The following is a 22,019-nucleotide window of genomic DNA, read 5'->3' on the forward strand; positions in this document are numbered from 1 at the left end:
TCGAGCGTTCAATTCGTCAGTTGCAATTTCGAGAATTTGTTGGCGATCTGCTGGAACACGTTCGGCAATTTGTTTGGATCGTTGACGGCGTAGTAGTCGCTGGGATCCGAGGCGCAGGCGCTGTAAAGCGTGCGGTTGGCGGCGGTATCGGATTGCAGCACCATCGTGTAGATTTCGGCGCCCTGCTTCTTCAACTGCGTGCAGACGCTTTTGGTCCATCCGTCGACATTGCGCGCGGCGGTGGTCTGATTGTCCGATCCAAGCCGACCGGCAGCGCCATAGGTTGAGCCCGCGAGAAAACCATAGGACGTGTAGTCTGACTTGGTCGTCTCGTTGCTGGCGCCGTAGACGACATTCTCGCCGTCGGTGAGCAACATGACGATCTTGCTCACCCCAGGCGTCTTCCAAGGCGTACCCTCGGCGTATGGCGCACCCGGCGACAACACCCGCTGGCCCCAGGCCAGGCCCTCGGAAACATTGGTGCCGGACCCCGCCCATGCAAGCATCTTGGCGGCCTCGTTGCGAAGTTTTGTAAAGTCTTCGGTCAAGGGGACGATTGGCGAGGGGCAGGACCGGTTTGGCCCCACCGTCAATTGCAAGGCGTTTGGATCGTTTGTGACCGCGGTGGCAATGGCGGTGTTCTGCGGCGCCACATATTTGGCGACTGTTTCAAGATCACCCCGCAAAAGCCCGGCAGCACTTCCAAGCAAGCCGCTCAGGTCTATTCCGAGAATATTCAGTCCGCCATTCCGAGCAAGTTTGGCCTCATCAGGGGCGTCGTCGATAAAGGAATTGTTGTAGTGATAGGCATCGTTTGAATAGCCGCTGGAAGGTCTCGTCCCCTTTCCCGGACTGTCCGGCGCGAAATAAGGCACGAACAGAGTGTCAGGGTAACGTGGATCAGGCGGCGTATCGGCGATATTAAGGACACCAGGCCGCGCCTCGACGCAGCCTTTCCAACCCGTATCCTCCCCCTTGCCGTCCTTCCACCCCGTCAATTTGGCGGCAGAGGCCGGATCTTTCATCAACTGCCTGAACAGCGCCATATGATTGGGACGCTTGTCGTTGATGACGGGGAAATTGATTCCATTGGTGGATGACTTGCCGTCCATGTCGATCCAGGACGGGTCGAACCCGTCGCCGTTGACATTGACAGCCGTGACGAAGGGTACCAGCGCCACGCGGACCTTGCGCGTCGGTGATTGCGCCGCTTCCAGATATTTGAGCAGATTGTCCGTCGCTGTCTTGAGGGCAGCAATTTTGGCGCCGGCCATCGAGCCGGTGTTGTCCAGAACCAGCACGACTTCGAGCTGGTTGTTCGATTCGACCGCCGAGGCATCGACCACGATGTGCCTGCTCTCACCGAGCAGGAAGGCGAAGTTCAAATCGACGTCAGCCGAGGCGACGGCCTTCGTCTTGACGAAGTTGACGCCCCTGTCGACCGTCAACGTGGCCCGCGCATTTGTGAGTTCGCCATGTCCGGCTACGTTGGCCTGGAAATAGCGGTTGAAGGCGTCGGTGCGGGTGATGTCCAGATCGCCGAGATGCGAGGAGGCGAGATTTGCCGCGTCGAGCGCATTCTGCAGGTTGCTCTTGGCCCGCATGATGGTGGAGACATCGGCTGCGAAGGCCACCGCCGACAGGATGGCCGGCAAGCCGATCCCGAGCAAAAGCGCGAAGTTGCCGCTTTTCGAGCGCCAGAATTTCTTGAGAAGCATCCTTACCCCCGGAAATGCCTAGCCCGTTGCTGACAGCGGGATGCCGCTTTTTGCGCCAGACATGATGAATCGGCGGTTGATGCCGGGGCCGCAACCCCATACAACCTGTCATGGTGGTTAAGGCCTGGTTTCCGGGAACCACGGAGTCCTATCGCCGCACATGCCGGTTTTCCGGCCCTGCGACATCCGGGATTGCCGCCTGCTCTTGCCTTCCACGTGAATTGCTATATAGACGCCGCCAATCTGCCGGTCCCAGCTGGGGGCTGAACGGAGGGCCGGAGGTTTTCGAAAACCTTCGCGTGAAGCCAGAAGCGCTTCCGCCTCCCGTGTCTCCGCTCTCGACCGTCTCGTCATGCTCCTTTCTTCCCGCTCCTGGCGGGTCAGAGAAGTTGCAGAGGCTTTTGCCGCCGGGAACCGGGAGAGAAACGAAGAAAGGCGAAAAGACATAATGGCTCTTTACGAACATGTGTTTCTTGCCCGGCAGGACCTCTCGCAGCAGCAGGTCGATGCGCTTGTCGAACAGTACAAGGGCGTCATCTCCGCCAATGGCGGGTCCGTCGGCCGGGTCGAGAACTGGGGACTGAAGTCCCTCACCTACCGGGTCAACAAGAACCGGAAGGCATACTACACGCTGATGGATCTTGACTGCCCGCCGGCAGCGCTCAACGAAATGGAGCGCCAGATGGGCCTGTCCGAGGACGTGCTGCGTTTCCTGACCATCAAGGTCGATGCGCATGAGGAAGGTCCCTCCGCCATGATGCAGAAGCGCGAAGAGCGCTCGGAACGCGGCGGCTTCGGCGACCGCGACCGCGGCGACCGTGGTCCGCGCTCGTTCGGCGACCGTGATCGCGGCGATCGTCCGCCACGCAGCTTCGGCGGCGACGCTGGTGGCGATCGTGGTCCGCGCCGTCCGCGCGAAGGCTTTGAAGGGGGTGCAGAATAATGGTCGACATTAACCAGATCCCGACCCGGCGCCCGTTCCATCGCCGCCGCAAGACCTGCCCGTTCTCGGGCGCCAACGCGCCCAAGATCGATTACAAGGACGTGCGCCTCCTGCAGCGCTACATTTCCGAGCGCGGCAAGATCGTGCCGTCGCGCATCACCGCCGTCAGCCAGAAGAAGCAGCGCGAGCTCGCCAAGGCGATCAAGCGCGCCCGCTTCCTCGGCCTGCTGCCCTACGTGGTTCGCTAATCCTTGACGCGGGCGGCTCCGCCGCCCGCTTCTCTTCCACGGCGACGGGCGCCGCTGGGTTGCGCATCAAATCCCGAGTTGAGGCCAAAAGCCTCTAACTGCCGCGACAGGCAGGACAGCGACACCGGCGGCAACGCCCTTTTGCTTCCTGACCTGTTCCAAAGAATTTCGCACCGATCCCGTGATTGGCGCCCTAACCAAAAGGAACAAAACCATGGAAGTCATTCTTCTCGAACGCGTTTCCCGCCTCGGCCAAATGGGCGACACCGTCAAGGTCAAGGACGGCTTTGCCCGCAATTTCCTGTTGCCGCAGGGCAAGGCGCTGCGCGCCAACGAAGCCAACAAGAAGAAGTTCGAAGGCCAGCGCGCGCAGCTCGAAGCCCGCAACCTCGAGCGGAAGTCCGAAGCCTCGCAGGTCGCCGAACAGCTCGACGGCAAGAGCTTCATCGCCGTTCGCTCGGCCGGCGAGACCGGCCAGCTCTACGGCTCGGTGTCGACGCGCGATATCGCCGACCTGCTGACGGCAGAGGGCTTTTCGGTCAACCGCAACCAGATCCAGCTCAACCAGCCGATCAAGACCATCGGCGTGACCAATGTGGCGATCGCGCTGCATCCGGAAGTCGAGGTCACGATCACGCTCAACATCGCCCGCACGGCCGACGAAGCCGAGCGGCAGGCCAAGGGCGAGACGCTGACCACCGCCGAGGCCATCTATGGCGAGGACATCAACGACAATGCCCGGCCGGAGAACTTCTTCGACCCGAACGCCGAGTTCGAGGGCGGCGAAGAGAACGCCTGACATCGGCGCGGCGCGCCTGCCGGCGCGCCGCATTCGGCTTCGGCCTCAATCAGTTCAATCAGACTGGCAGCTCCAATCAGACTGGCAGTTCAAGCCAGACTGGACCAATGCCCGGGTTCACCACCTGGGCATTTTTGTGCCAAAAGGAACTTTTCGAAACCCTATATATTGATGCAGAGTAGGACAGCCTGTCTGACCGAGAGGGGACATTTGGGTCATGAATATTCTGTTGAAACGCGTTCTCGACCGCCTGGTGCGCACAGGCAATCTCAAGGTGACCGGCCCACAGGGCACGACATTCGTGTTCGGTGACGGCAGCGGCGAGCCGGTGCATCTGCACATCAAGACCAGGCACGCCGAGCGCGCCATTACCTTCGATCCGATGCTGGCCGTGCCGGAAGCCTACATGGATGGCGAACTCGACATCCTCGAGGGCGGCGTCCTTGGCCTGATGCGCATCGCTTTCCAGAACATGGGCAGCGGCGGCATCGACGCGACGTGGTCGAAAGCCATCGAAGGCCTGCGCCACGCTTTCCGCCGCCTGCAGCAGATCAACACCGCGTCGCGTTCGCGCCGCAACGTGCAGCGCCACTATGATCTGTCGGGTGACCTTTACCGGCTCTTCCTCGATGAGGACATGCAGTATTCCTGCGCCTATTTCGAGCAGCCGGACATGACGCTGGACGAGGCGCAGGCAGCCAAGAAGCGCCACATCGCCGCCAAGCTCAGGCTGAAGGCCGGGCAGACGGTGCTCGACATCGGCTCCGGCTGGGGCGGGCTAGGCCTCTACCTTGCCAAGGCCTTCGACGTCGACGTACAGGGCGTGACACTGTCGACCGAGCAGCACGGCGTCGCCACCGACCGGGCGCATGCCCAGGGCCTGGAAAACCACGTTCACTTCGAGCTGAAGGATTACCGCGAACTCAACGAACGCTTCGACCGCATCGTTTCGGTCGGCATGTTCGAACATGTCGGGGTCAATCACTACCGCACTTTCTTCGACAAGAGCGCGACGTTGCTGAAGCCTGATGGCGTCATGCTCCTGCACACGATCGGCCGCTCCGGCGTGCCGTGGGCGACCAGCGCCTTCATCCGCAAATACATCTTCCCGGGCGGCTACATTCCCGCGCTTTCCGAAGTCATGCCGGCGATCGAGAAGTCAGGCCTCGTCGTCACGGACATCGAAATCCTGCGGCTCCATTATGCCGACACGTTGAAGCATTGGGGCCAGCGCTTCGCCGCCAACCGCGACAAGGCCAAGGCGATCTATGACGAACGCTTCTGCCGCATGTGGGAATTCTATCTGGCAGCCTCGGAAGCCGCCTTCCGCTGGCAGGATCTGGTCATCTTCCAGATCCAGCTTGCCAGGAAGAACGACACCCTGCCGATGGCGCGCGACTATATGGTCAAATGTGAAAAGGCGCTCGAAATGCGCGACATGGGCCATCGCGAAGCGGCTCCGGTCGAAGAGGCCGCCAAGCCCGCCCGGCGCCGCAAGGTGGCGGAATAGGAACAGACCGCTTTGCCGCATTGGCGCTTGCCATTCCCGGCTCGTGCCCTGAAAAAGGCCTCGTGATCGTCGCGAGGCCTTTTTCATGACCTACCTCCTCTATGCAGCCGCGGCGCTCGCCGAGATCGCTGGCTGTTTTTCGGTGTGGGCGTGGTGGCGGCTGGAGAAATCGCCGCTGTGGCTGCTGCCAGGTTTCGTTTCGCTCGTTCTCTTCGCCTGGCTTCTGGCCCTGGTCGACACCAGCGCGGCCGGCCGCGCCTATGCCGCCTATGGCGGCATCTACATCGCGGCGTCGCTGGCCTGGCTTTGGTTGGTGGAAAGCGTGCGTCCCGACCGGTGGGACCTTGCGGGGGCGGCGCTCTGCATAGTGGGCGCCTCTGTCATCCTGCTCGCACCACGAGGGGCATGAGCCGTGGAACTGCCTGCCCCGCTTCGACAGGCTGTCGATCGTGCCCTCGAAAACGTGCCGCTGCCGGTGCTCAGGCAGGCGGCGAAAACCCTGTCGGACCGTTACCGCGCCGAGATGCGCGACGGTCGCCTGCATATGGCGCAGGATATGGCGGTCAAGGCTTATCTGGCGACGCGGCTGCCGGCGACCTATGCCGCCGTCCGCGCCAGTCTCGACGCGGTGAACGAAGCGCAGCCGGAATTCGCGCCGGAAACCCTGCTCGATGTCGGCGCCGGCCCGGGCACGGTGCTTTGGGCGACGGCGGACCTGTGGCCCGGTCTTCAACAGGCGGTTTTGCTGGAAGCCAGTGCTGCGGTGCGCAAGGTCGGCGAGGCGCTTGCCGCCGATGCGATCGCTGCCCGGATCGCCTGGCAGGCCGGCGACGTGACCATCGACCTTGACGGTTTGCAGCCGGCGGACCTGATCACCTGCGCCTATGTGCTGGACGAGATCGCACCGGCATCCCTGCCCAAAATGGTCGATCGGCTGTGGCAGCTCACGACAGACACGCTGCTGATCGTGGAGCCGGGCACGCCGGCGGGCTGGCAGCGTGTTCTCGCGGTTCGCCGGCAACTGATAGAAGCGGGCGCGCATGTGCTGGCACCTTGCCCGCACGAAGCCCCCTGCCCGCTCATCGCGCCCGACTGGTGCCACTTTTCGCGGCGCGTCGCCCGCTCGCGCCTGCACCGGCTGGCCAAGGACGCCGAAGTGCCATGGGAGGACGAGAAGTTCATCTATGTCGCGGCTTCGAGGCAGCCGGCGCCAGTCCGCGCGGCGCGGGTGATCGCGCCACCGAAAACCGGCTCGGGCAAGGCGGCGCTCAAGCTTTGCCGGCCGGACGGCAGTGCCGGAGAGACGCTTTTCAGCAAGCGTGACGGTGAACTGTTCAAGGCGGCACGGCGGTCGGACTGGGGCGATGTGCTCGATACAGCGTAGGGATTCGGGTGACGATCGTTCTTGCTTTGTTCCAAACCGTTGCGTAGAATCAGCACCTTGTCGAGTCAATCGGAATCAGGGCACGGGAATACTGTCCTGTGGACGGTTTTTTGTTTCTGTGAACAGTGGGCATCAAATCTGCTTGGGTGATAACTGTTGCAGATAAGTCAGCACTCAATTTTCCGATTCTGATATCGAGAGACCGGGATCGAAATCGGGGACATCATGGCAGAGGCAGCGCGGAAATTCGGCGTGGCGGAGCAACCGCTCTATCGCGAGGCGCCGAACAACATCGAGGCGGAACAGGCGCTGCTCGGCGCGATCCTGGTCAACAACGATGCCTTCTATCGCGTCTCCGACTTCCTGAAGGCCAGCCACTTTTACGAACCCCTGCATCGCAAGATCTTCGAGATCGCGGCAGAGCTCATTCGCATGGGCAAGGTGGCGACGCCGATCACGCTGAAGACCTTCCTGCCGGCCGACGAGAAGGTCGGCGACATGACGGTGGCACAATATGTCGTGCGCCTGGCGGTCGAAGCCGTCACGGTCGTCAACGCCGCAGATTACGGCCGCGCCATCTATGACCTTGCGACGCGTCGCGCCCTGATCACCGTCGGCGAGGACATGGTCAACATCGCCTATGACGCGCCGGTCGACATGTCGCCGTCCGAGCAGATCGAGGATGCCGAACGGCGCCTGTTCGAGCTGGCCGAAACCGGACGCTATGACGGCGGCTTCGAGAGCTTCACCGACGCGGTCAAGACCGCGGTCGACATGGCCAACGCCGCCTACATGCGCGACGGCCACCTGTCGGGGCTGGCCACCGGCATGCGCGACCTCGACCGCCGCATGGGCGGCCTGCAATCGTCCGATCTGATCGTCCTTGCCGGCCGTCCGGGCATGGGCAAGACGTCGCTCGCCACCAACATCGCTTTCAACGTCGCCGAGGCCTATGTGCCGGCGCAGCAGGCCGACGGGTCGTTCAAGGCGGCGAATGGCGGTGTCGTCGGCTTCTTCTCGCTCGAAATGTCGTCGGAGCAGCTCGCGACCCGTATCATCTCCGAACAGACGGAAATTTCCTCGTCGAAGATCCGCCGCGGCGAGATTACCGAAATGGACTTCGAAAAGCTGGTCGCCTGTTCGCAGACCATGCAGAAGATTCCGCTGTTCATCGACCAGACCGGCGGCATCTCGATCGCCCAGCTCTCGGCCCGCGCCCGGCGCCTGAAGCGCCAGCGCGGCCTCGACCTCATCGTCATCGACTATATCCAGCTGATGCAGGGCTCCAGCGCCAGGGCCTCGCAGAACCGCGTGCAGGAAATCACCGAGATCACCACGGGCCTCAAGGCACTGGCCAAGGAGCTCGCGGTGCCGATCATCGCGCTGTCGCAGCTCTCGCGCCAGGTTGAAAGCCGCGACGACAAGCGCCCGCAGCTCTCGGACTTGCGCGAATCCGGCTCGATCGAGCAGGACGCCGACGTCGTGATCTTCGTCTACCGCGAGGAATACTACCTCAAGAACCGCGAGCCGAAGCTCGGCACCGACGAGTACATCAAGTGGGAAAACGAGATGAACGAGATGCGCGGCAAGGCCGAGGTGATCGTGGCCAAGCAGCGTCACGGACCGACGGGCACGGTCACGCTAGCCTTCCACGGCGAATTTACCCGCTTCTCGGATCTGGCGGAGGAACATCATATCGCGGAAAGGTTTGAGTAGCTTTTTTGACTCACCGTCACGCTCCGTCACACCCCCCTCTGTCCCGCCCACCTATCCAGCATCGGCGATCCCGAAGCAGGCCTCGCTAATGGCTAAATCCCGCGTCCAGTTCATCTGCCAGAACTGCGGATCGGTGCATCAGCGCTGGGCCGGCAAATGCGACGCCTGCGGCGAATGGAACACGCTGGTCGAGGAAGGTACGTCCGGCGGCATCGGTTCCGGGCCGGCCAATACGCGCAACGCCCGCAAGGGCCGCGCGGTGGTGCTGACCACGCTTTCCGGCGATATCGAGGACGCGCCGCGCATCGTGTCGGGCATCGGTGAGCTCGACCGCGCCACGGGCGGCGGCTTCGTGCGCGGCTCGGCGCTGCTGGTCGGCGGCGATCCCGGTATCGGCAAGTCGACGCTGCTCACCCAGGCTGCTGCTGCCCTTGCCTCGAGGGGCCACCGCATCGTCTATGTCTCGGGTGAGGAGGCGGTCGCCCAGATCAGGCTGCGCGCGCAGCGCCTCGGCGTCGCTTCCTCGCCGGTCGAGCTCGCGGCCGAGACCAATGTCGAGGATATTCTTGCCACCATCGCCGACGGCAAGCGGCCGGACCTGGTGATTCTCGATTCCATCCAGACGCTGTGGACCGACCTCGCCGATTCGGCGCCCGGCACCGTTACCCAGGTGCGTGCCGCCGCCCAGGCGATGATCCGCTATGCTAAATCCACAGGCGCTGCGATCGTGCTTGTCGGCCATGTCACCAAGGAAGGCCAGATCGCCGGCCCGCGCGTCGTCGAGCACATGGTCGACGCCGTGCTCTATTTCGAAGGCGAAGGCGGACATCACTACCGTATCCTGCGCACCGTCAAGAACCGTTTCGGCCCGACCGACGAGATCGGCGTCTTCGAAATGTCGGACAAGGGCCTGCGCGAGGTTGCCAATCCTTCCGAGCTGTTCCTCGGCGAGCGCCATGCGAAATCGCCGGGAGCGGCGGTTTTCGCCGGCATGGAGGGCACAAGGCCGGTGCTGGTCGAAATCCAGGCGCTGGTCGCGTCCTCCTCGCTCGGCACGCCACGCCGCGCCGTCGTTGGCTGGGACGGCGCCCGGCTGTCGATGATCCTGGCGGTGCTCGAGGCACATTGCGGCGTGCGCTTCGGCCAACAGGACGTCTATCTGAACGTAGCCGGCGGCTACCGCATTTCCGAGCCCGCGGCCGATGTGGCGGTGGCGGCCGCACTGGTTTCGTCGCTCACCGGTCTTGCCCTTCCCGCCGATTGCGTCTATTTCGGCGAAATCAGCCTTTCTGGCGCCGTGAGGCCGGTTGCGCATGCGCAGCAGCGTCTCAAGGAGGCCGAAAAGCTGGGTTTCGCAAGCGCGGTTCTGCCCTTGGGCAGCGAGGAACTTGCCGGAGGAATCGGGGCCGGCGCTTTCCAGCCCACCGAGCTCGCCGACCTCGTGGCGCGCATAGCCGGCTCACGGCGCAGCCGCGCCAACGACGAAGAATGACGGGCTCACCTGGTGGTGAGCGACAGGGAGTGGGGCGACAAAGATGCCGATAACGCTGCTTGACGGAATTCTCGTCGGCTTCACCCTGGTCTCGGCGATGCTCGCCATGGTTCGCGGCTTTTCACGCGAGGTCCTGTCCATCGTGTCCTGGGCGGCGGCGGCCGCGGCGGCATTCTTTTTCTACAAGCCCGTCCTGCCCTATCTGAAGCCCTACATCGACAATGAAAAGATCGCCATGGCGGCCTCCGCCGGCGTCGTCTTCATCATCGCTTTGATCGTCGTCAGCGTCATCACCATGAAGCTCGCCGACTGGATCATCGATTCCCGCATCGGCGCGCTCGACCGCACGCTCGGCTTCCTCTATGGCGCCGCCCGCGGCATTCTGGTGGTCGCCGTGGCCCTGCTGTTCTTCAATTGGCTGGCCGGCGCCAAGGCACCGGCCTGGGTCACGGAAGCCAAGTCGCGGCCGCTGCTGGAGCAGATCGGCGCCAAGCTCGAAAGCCTGCTGCCTGAGGATCCGGAAAACGCCATCCTCAAGAAGCTCAATCCGAATCAGCCGGCCGCCGAAACGCCCGCCGCACCGGACGCACCGGCGACGGATGCCCCGGCGGGAGGGGACGATGCCAATGCGCCGGCTCCTGACGACAGCGATGCCGGAACGCCTCCCGCGGACAACGCGCCGGCCAATCCGGCCCCGGCGGCGCCGGCGAATTGATGAGTGATCGGGCGCCGCAGAACAGGCGCCCGAGACTGGCGGTGATCGTGAACCATCGCCGGGCGCGTTGCTTTTACGGCGCTGTCGCCTTATATGGCGATTTTAGCGGAGCTTGAGCCCCATGGCAGACGCAGACCACGTGCTTTCCGCGGAAGCTGACGATCACTTCCACGACGAATGCGGCGTGTTCGGCATTTTCGGCCGGCAGGACGCGGCGGCCATCGTCACGCTCGGCCTGCACGCGCTGCAGCATCGCGGCCAGGAAGCGGCCGGCATCGTCTCCTACGACGGCTCCCAGTTCCATGTCGAACGCCATGTCGGCCTGATCGGCGACACCTTCACCAAGCAGCGCGTCATCGACAGCCTGCAAGGCAATCGCGCCATCGGCCACACGCGCTACGCCACGACCGGCGGGGCCGGCATGCGCAACATCCAGCCCTTCTTCGCCGAACTGGCCGATGGCGGTTTTGCCGTGGCCCATAACGGCAATCTGACCAACGCCATGACCGTGCAGCGCGCGCTGCAGAAGCAAGGCGCGATCTTCTCCTCGACCTCCGACACCGAGACGCTTCTGCACCTCGTCGCCACCAGCAAGGAGCGCGATCTCAACTCGCGCTTCATCGATGCGGTGCGCCAGGTCGAGGGCGCCTTTTCGCTGGTGGCGATGACGGCCAAGAAGATGATCGGTTGCCGTGACCCGCTCGGCATCCGCCCGCTGGTACTGGGTGACCTCGACGGTGCCTGGATCCTGGCCTCCGAAACCTGCGCGCTGGACATCATCGGCGCGCGTTTCGTGCGCGACCTGAAGCCAGGCGAGATGGTCGTCGTTACCTCCAAGGGCATCGAGAGCCTGTTCCCGTTCGAGCCGCAGAAGACCCGCTTCTGCATTTTCGAATATGTCTATTTCGCACGCCCGGACTCTTCGGTCGAAGGCCGCAACGTCTACGAGGTGCGCAAGCGCATCGGCGCGGAACTCGCGCAGGAAAATCCCGTCGAGGCCGACATCGTCGTGCCGGTGCCGGATTCCGGCACGCCGGCGGCAATCGGCTTTTCGCAAGCCGCGGGCATCCCCTTCGAGCTCGGCATCATCCGCAACCACTATGTCGGCCGCACCTTCATCCAGCCCGGCGATTCGATCCGCCACATGGGCGTCAAGCTGAAGCACAACGCCAACCGCCGCATGATCGAGGGCAAGCGCGTCGTGCTGGTCGACGATTCCATCGTGCGCGGCACCACCAGCCAGAAGATCGTGCAGATGGTGCGAGACGCCGGCGCCAAGGAAGTGCATATGCGCATCGCCTCGCCGCCGACCAGCGCCTCCTGCTTCTACGGCGTCGATACGCCGGAAAAATCGAAGCTTTTGGCATCACGTATGTCGATCGAGGAGATGGCCGAATTCATCCGCGTCGATTCGCTCGGCTTCCTGTCGATCGACGGACTCTATCGCGCCGTCGGCGAGGCCAACCGCGACAACGAGCAGCCGCAATTCTGCGACGCCTGCTTCACCGGCCAGTATCCGACCCGCCTGCTCGACTTCGAAGGCCACGACAATGTGCGCACGCTGTCGCTGCTGGCGACGAGCGGCGCATAGGATTGCCGCACTGCCAGTTGCCATAGCCATATTTCCGGAATCTATCGCATGACCTTCGACCTTTCCGGCCGCGTTGCGGTCGTCACCGGCGCCTCGCGCGGCATCGGTTACTTCATCGCCAGGGAACTGGCTGCCGCCGGCGCCCACGTCATTGCCGTGGCGCGCACCGTGGGCGGGCTGGAAGAACTCGACGACCAGATCAAGGCCGAGCGCGCCAAAACCGGCAAGGGCGAAGCGACGCTGGTGCCGCTCGACCTTGCCGACATGGTCGGCATCGACCGCCTGGGCGGCGCCATCCATGAGCGGTGGGGCAAGCTCGACATTCTCGTCGCCAATGCGGGCGTGCTCGGCGTGATCTCGCCGATCGGCCATGTCGAGGCGAAAACCTTCGAGAAGGTGATGACCATCAACGTCACCTCGACCTGGCGGCTGATCCGCTCGGTCGACCCACTGCTGCGGCTCTCCGACGCCGGCCGGGCCATCATCCTGTCGTCCAACGCTGCTCACTCGGCGCGCGCCTTCTGGGCGCCCTACGCGGCTTCCAAGGCGGCGGTCGAGACGATGATGCGCTCCTGGGCACATGAGACGCAGAGCCTGCCGTTGCGCGTCAATGCCGCCGACCCCGGCGCCACCCGTACCGTGATGCGCGCGCAAGCCGTGCCCGGCGAGGACCCGGAAACGCTGCCGCATCCTTCCGAGATCGCCAAACGCATCGTGCCGCTGGCAAGCCCTGACCTGAAAGAGACAGGACTGATCTTCCAGGCCAAGCACAACCGTTTCGTCGCCTACCGACAGCCGGAATAGCCGCATCTTTTTTGTCGGAAGAATTCGGCTCCGGGCGGCGTTCCTCGAATGTACATTCGAAGCTCAAACCCGGAGGACCGACATGCGCAGACTTATTCTCATCGCCGCCACCGCCACTATCTCCGCCTTGGCCGCCGGCACAGCCTTGTCACAAGATGCCAAGATGAGTTTCTTCGTCACCAGCGTCGGCTCGGGCAAGGGGGCCGACCTCGGCGGCCTGAAGGGCGCCGACGCGCATTGCGCCTCGCTGGCGGAAGCAGCCGGCGTCACCAGCAAGACCTGGGCCGCATATCTGTCGACCAGCACCGAGGATGCGCGCGACCGCATCGGCAAGGGACCGTGGGTGAATGCCAAGGGCGTCAAGATAGCCGACGACGTCGCCTCGCTGCACGGCGATGCCAACGGCATCACCAAGCAGACGGCGCTCAACGAAAAAGGCGAGATGGTGAACGGCCGCGGCGACACGCCGAACCGCCACGACATGCTGACCGGCTCGAAGCCCGACGGCACCAGGATCGCCGACCAGACCTGCGGTGACTGGACCCTGAGCGGCGCGGAAGGCGCTGCCATGATGGGCCATCACGACCGCACCGGGCTCGACGATTCGGCTGCCGCCAAATCCTGGAACTCTTCGCATGCTTCGCGCGGCGGCTGCGGCCAGGAGGCGCTGAAAGGCACCGGCGGCGACGGCTTGTTCTATTGTTTCGCAACGAATTGACCAGACCCCGCCCGCCCGCTACATCACGCGGCTGTGATGTGGCGGCGGAAAGCTGAGTCGCGGTCATGCTTTCGTCATTTCCGCAGAGTTGATAGGATCGCATAGATTCCCACAACAAGCCCGGCTGGGCAGAGCAAGGAAATTCCCATGGCTTCGAGCGTAGCGTTGGTCTGGTACCTAGTAATCGCCGGCCCGCAAGGCGGCATGGTCGTGTTGCCCAGCACGTTCGACAAGCGCGAACAATGCACCGCCGCCATCACCGAATACCAGAAGCAGCCGGCTCCGACCGGCTGGTCGCTGCAATGCGTGCCGAGCGCGTCACCCTTCACCGACGAGGGCGACGCGGAGGAACCGGCAGCGCAGTAAGGCGCGGTGCGGCGTCAGCGCCGTGCGCTGACCGTCAGTTCCGGCTTCTGGTTGATGGTCTGGAACACCACGCAATAGCGTTCGGTCAGTTTCAGCAAGGAATCGATGCGCTCCTGCGGCTCATCGGTGTCGAGACTGAAATTCAGCCTGATGGCGCGAAAACCGACCGGCGCATCCTTGGCAACGCCAAGCGTGCCGCGAAAATCAAGGTCGCCTTCGGCCTCGACCGTGGCGGCGCCGAGCTTGAATTCGAGCGCCGTCGCCACCGCCTTGAGCGTCACGCCGGCGCAGGCCACAAGTGCCTCCAGCAGCATGTCGCCCGAGCAAAGCTCGAGCCCCGAGCCGCCGGTTGCGGGATGCAGACCGGCAATCGCGAGAGCCCTGCCCGTCTCGACCTTGCAGGCGATCGACTGGTCATCGAGACTGCCTCTGGCCCTGAGCGTGATGAGCGCGCGCGAAGCATCATCGCGATAGGTCTCTTTCAGCGGCGCCTGCATGGCCTTCAGTGCGGTGGCGTCCATTTCGCTGCCCCTTTCGACGATCGTTTCTGGCGCTGGCATGCGTCAACCCACCGAGATTTGACCCGATCACACCGGAAAGCAAACATAATCATCGCGTTGGGACACAGGCGCGCAATCACTATCCCAAATGGACATTGACGGACGAGGTCTCAAAGACCGTCTGAGCCGTGCGAGTGCCGTCGTCCCATTTTCTGGTGACTGACTCGGGTCAACAAGGGCTGGCGATGGGCAGTCGGGTGTGCCAACGGTTTCTCCTGATAGGAATTTTTTCTTGACAGGGTGAAGGCAGCTATGGTACATTTCTGGTTATGGTGCTGAGTTGCGCCAGGAACCCGCCGTACAGGCGGTTTTTTTCATTCAATGCTCTCTCAATAGCGCGTCGAGAAGGCTTGCACGGAACCCGCTGACCCGGATTCGTTGCTTGATGGCGGGCGATCCGTCTTCAGCCGGACAAGCCTTTCCTTTGACTTCGATCGCATCGGCTATAGCTATGCGACAAGCGTTCTCGCGGAGGCGTCATGCCGTTCAAGTTGAAACTGATCTCTCTCATCCTGCTGATGCTTGCTGCCTTCGCACAGCCTGTCCTGGCTGAAACGCCGGAGAGGCCGGCGCCGACCGGCGGTGTGCTGTCGCTGCTGCCGCCGCCGCAGGTCACCAGCCATTCGATCACGGTTGCCGGACGCAAGCTGGACTATCAGGCCAAGACCGGCACGCTGTCGCTGCTTTCAGGCAAGGCCGACGTCACGGCGGAGATCTTTTATGTCGCCTATACGCTGCGGCCACCGGCTGACGCGGCAAAAACGGCACCACGCCCCATTACCTTCGTCTTCAATGGCGGCCCCGGGGCGGCTTCCGCCTATCTGCATCTCGGTGCGCTCGGTCCGCGCATCATCACGACCGGAGCCGATGGCGAATTCCTGCCGCCGCCGCAAAAGATCATCGACAATCCGGACAGCTGGCTCGACATGACCGACCTCGTCTTTGTCGATCCGGTCGGCACCGGCTACAGCCGCGAGGCTCCCGGGCAGAACACCCACGACTTCTGGGGCGTCAACCAGGACGCCAGCTCGATCGGCGCCTTCATCCGGCTCTATCTGGCGCAGAACGGCCGCAGCAGCTCGCCGCTTTTCCTGGCCGGAGAAAGCTATGGCGGGTTTCGCGCGGCGCTGCTCGCCAGGACTTTGCAGGAAGATGTCGGCCTTAGCCCGAGCGGCATCGTGCTGATCTCGCCGGCGCTGGAATTCATGCTGGTGCAACCCGACGAATTCGAGCCGCTGCACTGGGCTCTCGAACTCCCCTCGCTGGCGTCGGTGCGGCTCAGTGCCGACGGCGTTACCGGCGAGGCGCTGCGGGCGCAGTTGGCCGCGGTCGAGCGCTATGCGCTTGGCGACTACCTCACGGCGCTGGCCAGCGGGCTGGAGCAAGGCGGGCGGCTGGCGAGCCAGCGGGTGGCCGAGATCACCGGCCTGCCCCTCGACCTCGTGCAGCGGAATTTCGCGCGTATACCGACCAGCCTTTTCGCGAGGGAGTTTGCCCGCTCGAAAAGCAAGGTGCTCAGCCCCTATGACGCCATGATCGGCACGGCCGACATCGCTCCTGAAAGCGCTCGCACCGCCGGACCCGATCCGGTGCTCGACCGCAGCGTTCCAGCATTGACCTCGGCTTTTGTCGGCTATGCCCGGGACGAATTGAACTACCACACCGATGTCAGCTACCGGCTGCTCAATGGCGAGATCAGCCGCAATTGGGACTACGGCACATCGCGGCAAGGCTATGCCGGCGTGATGAACGATCTGCAGCGGGCGCGCTCGCTCAATCCCGCGCTCGGCGTCGTCATCGTCAACGGCTACACCGACCTCGTCACGCCCTATCTGGCATCTCGCTATCTGGTGAACCAGGTACCGACGCTCGCCGGTGCAAAGCCCATCCGCGTCGATGTGCTGGACGGAGGACACATGATGTATTTCAGGCCGGACGGAAGGCGGGCGCTCAAGGCAGCGGCGGCGGAGCTTTACCAAGCGACGCAGTAAGCGTCGCTTGGTAGCACCGGAGTGACGGGCAGTCCGCGATACGCTGGCGGGACAGTTCGCTCCTCTGTCCTCCAGGCAAAGGAGCCGCGAAGGACATCGCAGTTCATCTTGGCCGCCGGCTGCCTTCAACCGGCCTGCGGCGCCGAAGCGATCTCACACCCGTGGCTGTGACTTCACATGGGCAATGTAGCCGCGCACGTCGCTGGCCGGGTCTGCATAGGCCTTGCCGAGCTTCTTCTCCATCGCGGCCATGTAGTCGCTGGCCCATTCGGGCAGGGCATAGTCGATGACGGCGAGAAATTCGAGTGTCGCCGCCAGGCGGATATCGGCGATAGACGGGTTCTTGCCTCCAATGAAGGGCTTGCCGTCCCTGAAGAAGGAGTGGAACACCTCCAGCGGTTCGGAGATGGCGGCGATCGCCGCCTTCTGCGCCTCGGCCTTCCTGTCGGGATGAGCGTCGCTGTGGCCGACCTCTCCGGCGTATTGCGGGAAACCGAGCGCCGGATAGGTGGCGCGCGCCACATAGGGATAGAGCGTGCCGATCAGGTAGAACATGGCGCTGTCGATCATCGCCCGCTTGGCAGGCGCCTTGGGGTAGAATTTCTCCAGCCCGTGCTTGTTGGCGAGATACTGCATGATGGCGCAGCTTTCCCAAAGCACCCCTCGCGGCAGGCCCTTGTCCTCGATCATCGGAGTCAGATGGGCCGGGTTGCGCGCCATGAATTCGGGCGAACGCGTGCTGCCCCAGGCGTCGGCCTCGGCATGGTCCAGCCCGGCGGCGCGGGCAAACACCCGAACCGTCATGTTGTTGACGCTCGGCTTCAGCATGCTGATCATCAGGGCGGGTTTCTTCGCCGACTTCCCCTTGGTCCTGGACGCGGCTTTGCCGGCGGTTGCTGCTTTTGACGTCGCCTTGGCCGAAGGCTTTGCCGATATTTTTGGTGCCGGCTTGGTTGAAGCTTTTGCTGCTGGTTTTGCCATAGCCTTTGGTGTGCCCTTAGCTGCCGGCTTCCTCGCACCCTTCGTCGCTGTCTTTGCCATGTGTTCCTCCCTTTGCTTATTCAAAAATCAATACGGATTGCGCGGCGTCCTGTCGGCCGACAAACTCGCGCGCGAGCGCTCGACCAGCGCCTGGATGGCGTCGGCCAGATGCGCCTCGGCGATGTTGTAGTCGCCACGCGCGACGCGGAGCTTGTGCGCTTCCATCAGCACGTCGGCATGGCCAAAGCCGGCCGGCGGCTCGAAACGGTAGGAAGCAAGTTCGATCAGCAGGCCAAGCGGATCCTCGAAATAGATCGAATCCATGAAGCCGCGGTCCTTGACGCCACTGTGCTTGATGGCGCGCTCGTCAAGCCGGGCGACCGCCTGCAGGAAGGTCACGCGCGACACGGCAAAGGCGATGTGGTGGACGCAGCCGGTATCGGTCGGGGTGCGGCGCTTTGCCGGCGTGCGGGTCTCGTCGGTAAAGATGGTGATCAGCCGCCCGTCGCCCGGATCGAAATAGAGATGGCTTTCGGCTGCCTTGTCGAGGTTGGGTTGCTCGAAAATGAAAGGCATGCCCAGCACGCCTTCCCAGAAATCGATCGATGTCTGGCGACCGGCGCCGACCAGCGTGATGTGATGGACGCCTTGCGATTGCAGTTTCTGCATTGCGTTCTCCCCCTGATGTCGGCGTTTCGATATCCGTAAGTGCCAGCTGTCAGGCCCACCGCGCATGATGCGAATGGCGTCTCTTATGCGAGCGCTGGCTTCCTGATCCGCACCGTTCCCTTGGCTCGCCGAACCTTACGCGCCGGCTTTGTGAGACGATGCTAAACCAATCAGTCGCGCCGCGCCAGAAGCCGCATCGGGATCGGCCCTGCCCCAACGCAAGCACGGCGCTGGAGCAGCGCCATGCAAGGTTTCGCCCCTATAGCTGGCGGGAGCGGAGCCGACAGGGGCCGGAGCCGTTTTCACACAAGGCCGCTTGTCGCATGGCCGATGTCGCCATTCTCGAAACACGCGAAAGGGTTCTCGCCGGTATCCTCCTGACCGGCGCCGCCTATTTGCTTTTTTCGACGCAGGACGCTTCGATCAAGCTGCTGGTAGCCGGCATGAGTGTCTGGCAGATCCTGTTCTTCCGCAGCATCACCATACTGACCGCCTGCGCGGCGATCGGCGGACGGCATCTCTATGCGGAGACGGCGCGGTCGCCGATCGTGTGGCCGATGCTGTTGCGCAGCGTCTTCACCCTGGCGGCGTGGCTTTGTTATTACAATGCCGCGCGCAGCCTGCAGCTCGCCGAACTGACCACCGTCTATTACGCGGCCCCGATCATCGTCATCGTGCTTTCGGTGGTGATGCTTGGCGAAAAGTGCCCATGCTACGCTGGCTGGCGGTGGCGATCGGCTTCGCCGGCGTCTTTGTCGCCTGCGACCCTGCCCATCTCGGCCTGTCCGTGCCGGTGCTGCTGGTGCTGGCCGCCGCTTTCCTGTGGGGCGTCGCCATCGTGCTGTTGCGCAAGACAGCACTTGCCGAGCGCTCGATGATCCAGCTCATGCTCAACAATTTCTATTTCCTGATATTCTCGGCGGTGCCCGCGCTGGTTTGGTGGCAGACGCCCGGCTGGAGCGAGCTGCTTCTGCTTGCCAGCGTCGGCGCGCTCGGCGGCTTGGCGCAGTATCTTCTCTTCGAAGGCATGAAACGGACGCCGGCCTCGATCATCGCGCCGCTGGAATACACTTCGCTGTTGTGGGCCTTCGCGCTCGGCTTCGCCATCTGGGGCGACGTGCCGCGTCGCGAAGTGTTTTTCGGCGCTGCTCTCATCATCACCGCAGGGCTGCTGATCGTCGGCGGCGAGCATTTCCGCAAACGGCTGTGACGGGCCAGATTTCTGACACTACGATGTCAGGACAGAACCACGTAAATTGGCTTTCATGACCGATGTAGCAGCCGCCACCGACACCGCAGAACGGACACTTGGCATCATCCTGGTGTCGTCGTCGGCGGCGGTGTTCGGATTGACCGGCGTGCTGACCAAATCGATCCATGCCGATCCGCTGACCATCACCTGCTGGCGCGGTTTCGTCGGCTCGATCCTGATCAGCCTCTATGTGCTGTGGCGCCGCCACCGCTCCGGCAACCGCGAAACGCTGCGGCTCGGCTGGCGCGGCTGGCTGCTGGCGGTGGAAGGCGCGCTGGCCAGCATCGCCTTCATCTGCGCCTTCAAATTCACCTTCGTCGCCAATGTCACGGTCATCTACGCGACGTCGCCTTTCATTGCCGCGCTGCTCGCCTTCCTGCTGGTGCGCGAACCCTTCCGCCTGCAGACGATGTTAGCCGCCGCCCTCTCGCTTTGCGGCGTCGCGGTCATGGTCTGGTCGAGCTTCGGCACTGGCAATCTGTTCGGAGACGGGCTGGCGCTGCTGATGACGATCGGCAGCGCGCTCTACATGATCATGGTGCGCGCCTTCCGCGACACGCCGGCGGTCTGGGCAGGCGCGGTCTCGGCCCTGCTGTTGTTCATACTCGGCTGGTTCGTCACCGACCCGCTTGCCGTCTCGGCAAGGGATGCCGTGCTGCTCGTCGCCTTCGGCTCGAGCTTCGCACTCTCCTCGATCCTGTGGACGGAAGGCGCGCGGCTCATCCCGGCGGCTGAATCCGGCCTGCTCGGCTCTGCCGAAGTGCCGTTCGCGATCCTGTTTGCGTTCCTTTTCCTGGCCGAGATACCGCCCATGGCCAGCATGATCGGCGGCGCGATCGTGCTTTGCGCGGTCTTTGCCCATGCCGGCCGCGACTGGCTGTCGGCAAAGCAGCAACAAGCGCCAGGGCCGTTGTGAAAGCCGAGCCAAAAAAAATTTGCGCAGTCACGGAACCATCATCCCGTTCAGGCATTGTTGAGCCGACGGACCACCCCCCGAGTCCCCCCAAACCCCTCGGTCCGTCCTACTCCAAGCCGACCGCAAGGTCGGCTTTTTCTTTGGCCCGCGCGGGACGACAGGCGGCCGTCAGCCAAAAAGTCCTGGCACAGCCAGGCCGGTGCCGAGCAGTGCGGCCAGATCCCGCGCCGGGTTCTCGGCATCGGCGCGCAGCCGGATGGCGAATTCGGCAACGGGCACGGGCGGCAGGTCGAACGTGCGCGGTGCTTCGACGATGCCGGAATGGGCAAAGCGCGCGGTGCGCAGCGTCAGCGCAATGCCGGCCTTGACCGCCGTGCGCAGGCCGGCCAAGCTCGCGCTGCTGGCCGCGATGCGATAGCGCCGGCCGGCCGAATCGAGCGCCGAGATCGCCGCTTCGCGGAAGCCGCAATGCGGATCGAGCAGCGCAAGCGGCAATTCGTCCTGTCGCGCAGCCAGCCCTTTTTGCGAACAGAGCCACATCATCGGCTCGCGCAACATGCCGATTTCGTCCGGCGTCGCCGCCTGCCGCATAACGACCGCCAGATCCAGGCTACCGCCCTGAAGGGCTTGCGCCAGCTCGGCGGAGCGGCCGACGCGCAGCTCGATCCTGACACGCGGATGGCTTTCGGCGAAAGCACGCAGCAGATCGGGCAAGCCGCTGTCGGCGAAATCCTGCGTCGTGCCGATCGCGATGCGTCCGTCGGCCTTTGCGCCCTTCAGGCCGAGCCAGGCTTCACGATGCGCTGCAAGGATACGCCGGGCATGGCCGACAAGCTCCTCACCGGTCGGCGTCAGGCTGCGGCCCCTGCCCTGCGGTGCCAGCAGCGGTTCGCCGACAGCCTCTTCCAGCCGCTGCATCTGCGCCGTCACAGCCGACGGTGAACGGCCGACGATAGAGGCCGCCTGCGCCAGCGAGCCGCCGTCGGCGAAGGCGAGGAATGTCCTCAAGAGGTCGGGATCGAGCGTTTTCATAATTCGATATTATCGAAGTATTCTCTGAAAACAATTCGATTTTCATGTTTCCTGGTTGGTGACAGAGTTGCGTCATCGGCTGACAGAGGCCGCCAGAACCAAGGAGAAGGACAATGCCCATCATCAACGTCAGCGTCACCGGGAAGCCCGACGCGACGCTGTCCGCCAGGATCGCCAAGGAGGCGACCGAACTCACCGCCACGCACCTTCGCAAGGATCCGACCATAACGGCGGTTGCCGTCTCTTATCTCGATCCGCAGCACTGGTTCGCCGGCGGCACGTCGCTGGCCGAGCATGGGACCAATACGTTCTGGCTCGACATCAAGGTGGTCGACGGCACCAACACCAAGCTCGAGCTGGAAGCCTATCTCAAGGCGATCTTCGCCGCCTTCGGGCGCCTGCTCGGGTCCGTGCACGAAGAAAGCTACGCCTTCGTCCACGAAGTGCCGGCCGCCGCCTACGGTTTTGGCGGCAAAACGCAGGAATTCCGCTTCATCAGCGGGAGACTGAAGGCGGCGTAAAGGATGCCGCTTTTGCCTTCCCTTCGTGAGAGGCGGCAAGAGGCCCTTGCGCATTGACCTTGCCCGCACATCGTCTAGGTTCTTGCCGAAGCG

General features: G+C 63.5%; 22 protein-coding genes and 1 pseudogene. 18 read left to right on the plus strand and 5 right to left on the minus strand.

The annotated features are described in order from the left end of the window. Window positions 1-8: 8 nt before the first annotated feature. On the minus strand, window positions 9-1,718 hold the full coding sequence (locus tag FJ940_RS22125; protein ID WP_140517845.1) for a pilus assembly protein: 1,710 nt from the start codon (window positions 1,716-1,718) through the stop codon (window positions 9-11). Window positions 1,719-2,166: 448 nt separating this feature from the next. Here FJ940_RS22125 and rpsF point away from each other — a divergent pair, with 448 nt between their 5' ends. The 13 genes from rpsF (at window position 2,167) to FJ940_RS22190 (ending at window position 14,004) form a co-directional block, all read left to right on the plus strand. Next, complete coding sequence (gene rpsF / locus FJ940_RS22130; protein ID WP_140494463.1) at window positions 2,167-2,661, plus strand: 30S ribosomal protein S6; 495 nt, start codon at window positions 2,167-2,169, stop codon at window positions 2,659-2,661. Further along, on the plus strand, window positions 2,661-2,909 hold the full coding sequence (gene rpsR / locus FJ940_RS22135) for a 30S ribosomal protein S18 (protein ID WP_006203718.1): 249 nt from the start codon (window positions 2,661-2,663) through the stop codon (window positions 2,907-2,909). The genes rpsF and rpsR overlap by 1 nt, the downstream gene beginning before the upstream one ends. Before the next feature lie 214 nt (window positions 2,910-3,123). After that, complete coding sequence (gene rplI / locus FJ940_RS22140; protein ID WP_140494465.1) at window positions 3,124-3,708, plus strand: 50S ribosomal protein L9; 585 nt, start codon at window positions 3,124-3,126, stop codon at window positions 3,706-3,708. 217 nt (window positions 3,709-3,925) lie between these two features. Further along, a complete protein-coding gene (locus FJ940_RS22145; RefSeq protein WP_140517844.1) occupies window positions 3,926-5,218 on the plus strand; it encodes a cyclopropane-fatty-acyl-phospholipid synthase family protein in 1,293 nt (430 codons plus the stop codon). 85 nt (window positions 5,219-5,303) lie between these two features. Then, entirely contained in the window at window positions 5,304-5,627 is a 324-nt protein-coding gene (locus FJ940_RS22150; RefSeq protein ID WP_140657927.1) for a YnfA family protein, read from the plus strand. A gap of 3 nt (window positions 5,628-5,630) precedes the next feature. After that, window positions 5,631-6,602, plus strand: coding sequence for a small ribosomal subunit Rsm22 family protein (locus FJ940_RS22155; RefSeq protein WP_140657929.1), 972 nt, complete (start codon window positions 5,631-5,633; stop codon window positions 6,600-6,602). A gap of 225 nt (window positions 6,603-6,827) precedes the next feature. After that, window positions 6,828-8,318: a replicative DNA helicase gene (locus FJ940_RS22160; protein ID WP_140494474.1), complete on the plus strand. Its 1,491-nt coding sequence runs from the start codon at window positions 6,828-6,830 to the stop codon at window positions 8,316-8,318. Between the two features lie 88 nt (window positions 8,319-8,406). Further along, on the plus strand, window positions 8,407-9,810 hold the full coding sequence (radA, locus tag FJ940_RS22165) for a DNA repair protein RadA (protein WP_140657931.1): 1,404 nt from the start codon (window positions 8,407-8,409) through the stop codon (window positions 9,808-9,810). 43 nt (window positions 9,811-9,853) lie between these two features. Beyond that, window positions 9,854-10,525: a CvpA family protein gene (locus tag FJ940_RS22170; RefSeq protein ID WP_140494478.1), complete on the plus strand. Its 672-nt coding sequence runs from the start codon at window positions 9,854-9,856 to the stop codon at window positions 10,523-10,525. Window positions 10,526-10,646: 121 nt separating this feature from the next. Next, on the plus strand, window positions 10,647-12,116 hold the full coding sequence (gene purF, locus FJ940_RS22175; protein WP_140657933.1) for an amidophosphoribosyltransferase: 1,470 nt from the start codon (window positions 10,647-10,649) through the stop codon (window positions 12,114-12,116). Between the two features lie 48 nt (window positions 12,117-12,164). Next, window positions 12,165-12,920 (plus strand): SDR family NAD(P)-dependent oxidoreductase, encoded by a 756-nt coding sequence (locus FJ940_RS22180; protein WP_140517841.1) that lies wholly within the window; start codon window positions 12,165-12,167, stop codon window positions 12,918-12,920. An 82-nt stretch (window positions 12,921-13,002) separates the two neighbouring features. Beyond that, complete coding sequence (locus FJ940_RS22185; protein WP_140657935.1) at window positions 13,003-13,638, plus strand: hypothetical protein; 636 nt, start codon at window positions 13,003-13,005, stop codon at window positions 13,636-13,638. A gap of 147 nt (window positions 13,639-13,785) precedes the next feature. Next, a complete protein-coding gene (locus FJ940_RS22190) occupies window positions 13,786-14,004 on the plus strand; it encodes a hypothetical protein (protein WP_140494486.1) in 219 nt (72 codons plus the stop codon). 14 nt (window positions 14,005-14,018) lie between these two features. Here FJ940_RS22190 and FJ940_RS22195 read toward each other — a convergent pair whose 3' ends face one another. Next, window positions 14,019-14,525 carry an OsmC family protein gene (locus FJ940_RS22195; RefSeq protein ID WP_140494488.1) on the minus strand — a complete coding sequence of 169 codons (507 nt, stop codon included), beginning with the start codon at window positions 14,523-14,525 and terminating at the stop codon, window positions 14,019-14,021. Between the two features lie 518 nt (window positions 14,526-15,043). Here FJ940_RS22195 and FJ940_RS22200 point away from each other — a divergent pair. Further along, the gene (locus FJ940_RS22200; RefSeq protein ID WP_140517839.1) at window positions 15,044-16,555 is read left to right on the plus strand and encodes a peptidase S10; all 1,512 of its coding nucleotides are present in this window, start codon (window positions 15,044-15,046) and stop codon (window positions 16,553-16,555) included. Between the two features lie 153 nt (window positions 16,556-16,708). Here the strand turns inward: FJ940_RS22200 and FJ940_RS22205 are convergent, their stop codons facing one another. Beyond that, window positions 16,709-17,491: a glutathione S-transferase family protein gene (locus FJ940_RS22205; protein ID WP_246672560.1), complete on the minus strand. Its 783-nt coding sequence runs from the start codon at window positions 17,489-17,491 to the stop codon at window positions 16,709-16,711. Between FJ940_RS22205 and FJ940_RS28885 the strand changes: the two genes are divergently transcribed. Continuing rightward, complete coding sequence (locus FJ940_RS28885) at window positions 17,382-17,726, plus strand: hypothetical protein (protein ID WP_246672561.1); 345 nt, start codon at window positions 17,382-17,384, stop codon at window positions 17,724-17,726. The genes FJ940_RS22205 and FJ940_RS28885 overlap by 110 nt on opposite strands. Here FJ940_RS28885 and FJ940_RS22210 read toward each other — a convergent pair. Next, a complete protein-coding gene (locus FJ940_RS22210; protein WP_140517837.1) occupies window positions 17,624-18,205 on the minus strand; it encodes a VOC family protein in 582 nt (193 codons plus the stop codon). The genes FJ940_RS28885 and FJ940_RS22210 overlap by 103 nt on opposite strands. 323 nt (window positions 18,206-18,528) lie before the next feature. On the opposite strand from FJ940_RS22210, the pseudogene FJ940_RS22215 reads away from it, so the two are divergent. Further along, window positions 18,529-19,415, plus strand: a pseudogene (locus FJ940_RS22215) (DMT family transporter). A gap of 55 nt (window positions 19,416-19,470) precedes the next feature. Further along, window positions 19,471-20,373, plus strand: coding sequence for a DMT family transporter (locus FJ940_RS22220; protein WP_140657937.1), 903 nt, complete (start codon window positions 19,471-19,473; stop codon window positions 20,371-20,373). 168 nt (window positions 20,374-20,541) lie between these two features. Here FJ940_RS22220 and FJ940_RS22225 read toward each other — a convergent pair whose 3' ends face one another. Further along, window positions 20,542-21,405, minus strand: coding sequence for a LysR substrate-binding domain-containing protein (locus FJ940_RS22225; RefSeq protein ID WP_140657939.1), 864 nt, complete (start codon window positions 21,403-21,405; stop codon window positions 20,542-20,544). 113 nt (window positions 21,406-21,518) lie between these two features. Here FJ940_RS22225 and FJ940_RS22230 point away from each other — a divergent pair, with 113 nt between their 5' ends. Further along, window positions 21,519-21,926 carry a 4-oxalocrotonate tautomerase family protein gene (locus tag FJ940_RS22230; RefSeq protein WP_140657941.1) on the plus strand — a complete coding sequence of 136 codons (408 nt, stop codon included), beginning with the start codon at window positions 21,519-21,521 and terminating at the stop codon, window positions 21,924-21,926. Window positions 21,927-22,019: the final 93 nt, after the last annotated feature.

The organism is Mesorhizobium sp. B2-3-7 (genome assembly GCF_006442695.1).
Lineage (GTDB): Bacteria > Pseudomonadota > Alphaproteobacteria > Rhizobiales > Rhizobiaceae > Mesorhizobium.

What these genes read in the sequence shown, in the direction of transcription:
- FJ940_RS22125 (WP_140517845.1), bottom strand. Translation starts at nt 1,718, where the DNA reads ATGCTTCTCAAGAAATTCTGGCGCTCGAAAAGCGGCAACTTCGCGCTT.
- rpsF (WP_140494463.1), top strand. Translation starts at nt 2,167, where the DNA reads ATGGCTCTTTACGAACATGTGTTTCTTGCCCGGCAGGACCTCTCGCAG.
- rpsR (WP_006203718.1), top strand. Translation starts at nt 2,661, where the DNA reads ATGGTCGACATTAACCAGATCCCGACCCGGCGCCCGTTCCATCGCCGC.
- rplI (WP_140494465.1), top strand. Translation starts at nt 3,124, where the DNA reads ATGGAAGTCATTCTTCTCGAACGCGTTTCCCGCCTCGGCCAAATGGGC.
- FJ940_RS22145 (WP_140517844.1), top strand. Translation starts at nt 3,926, where the DNA reads ATGAATATTCTGTTGAAACGCGTTCTCGACCGCCTGGTGCGCACAGGC.
- FJ940_RS22150 (WP_140657927.1), top strand. Translation starts at nt 5,304, where the DNA reads ATGACCTACCTCCTCTATGCAGCCGCGGCGCTCGCCGAGATCGCTGGC.
- FJ940_RS22160 (WP_140494474.1), top strand. Translation starts at nt 6,828, where the DNA reads ATGGCAGAGGCAGCGCGGAAATTCGGCGTGGCGGAGCAACCGCTCTAT.
- radA (WP_140657931.1), top strand. Translation starts at nt 8,407, where the DNA reads ATGGCTAAATCCCGCGTCCAGTTCATCTGCCAGAACTGCGGATCGGTG.
- FJ940_RS22170 (WP_140494478.1), top strand. Translation starts at nt 9,854, where the DNA reads ATGCCGATAACGCTGCTTGACGGAATTCTCGTCGGCTTCACCCTGGTC.
- purF (WP_140657933.1), top strand. Translation starts at nt 10,647, where the DNA reads ATGGCAGACGCAGACCACGTGCTTTCCGCGGAAGCTGACGATCACTTC.
- FJ940_RS22180 (WP_140517841.1), top strand. Translation starts at nt 12,165, where the DNA reads ATGACCTTCGACCTTTCCGGCCGCGTTGCGGTCGTCACCGGCGCCTCG.
- FJ940_RS22185 (WP_140657935.1), top strand. Translation starts at nt 13,003, where the DNA reads ATGCGCAGACTTATTCTCATCGCCGCCACCGCCACTATCTCCGCCTTG.
- FJ940_RS22190 (WP_140494486.1), top strand. Translation starts at nt 13,786, where the DNA reads ATGGCTTCGAGCGTAGCGTTGGTCTGGTACCTAGTAATCGCCGGCCCG.
- FJ940_RS22195 (WP_140494488.1), bottom strand. Translation starts at nt 14,525, where the DNA reads ATGGACGCCACCGCACTGAAGGCCATGCAGGCGCCGCTGAAAGAGACC.
- FJ940_RS22200 (WP_140517839.1), top strand. Translation starts at nt 15,044, where the DNA reads ATGCCGTTCAAGTTGAAACTGATCTCTCTCATCCTGCTGATGCTTGCT.
- FJ940_RS28885 (WP_246672561.1), top strand. Translation starts at nt 17,382, where the DNA reads ATGCTGATCATCAGGGCGGGTTTCTTCGCCGACTTCCCCTTGGTCCTG.
- FJ940_RS22210 (WP_140517837.1), bottom strand. Translation starts at nt 18,205, where the DNA reads ATGCAGAAACTGCAATCGCAAGGCGTCCATCACATCACGCTGGTCGGC.
- FJ940_RS22220 (WP_140657937.1), top strand. Translation starts at nt 19,471, where the DNA reads ATGACCGATGTAGCAGCCGCCACCGACACCGCAGAACGGACACTTGGC.
- FJ940_RS22225 (WP_140657939.1), bottom strand. Translation starts at nt 21,405, where the DNA reads ATGAAAACGCTCGATCCCGACCTCTTGAGGACATTCCTCGCCTTCGCC.
- FJ940_RS22230 (WP_140657941.1), top strand. Translation starts at nt 21,519, where the DNA reads ATGCCCATCATCAACGTCAGCGTCACCGGGAAGCCCGACGCGACGCTG.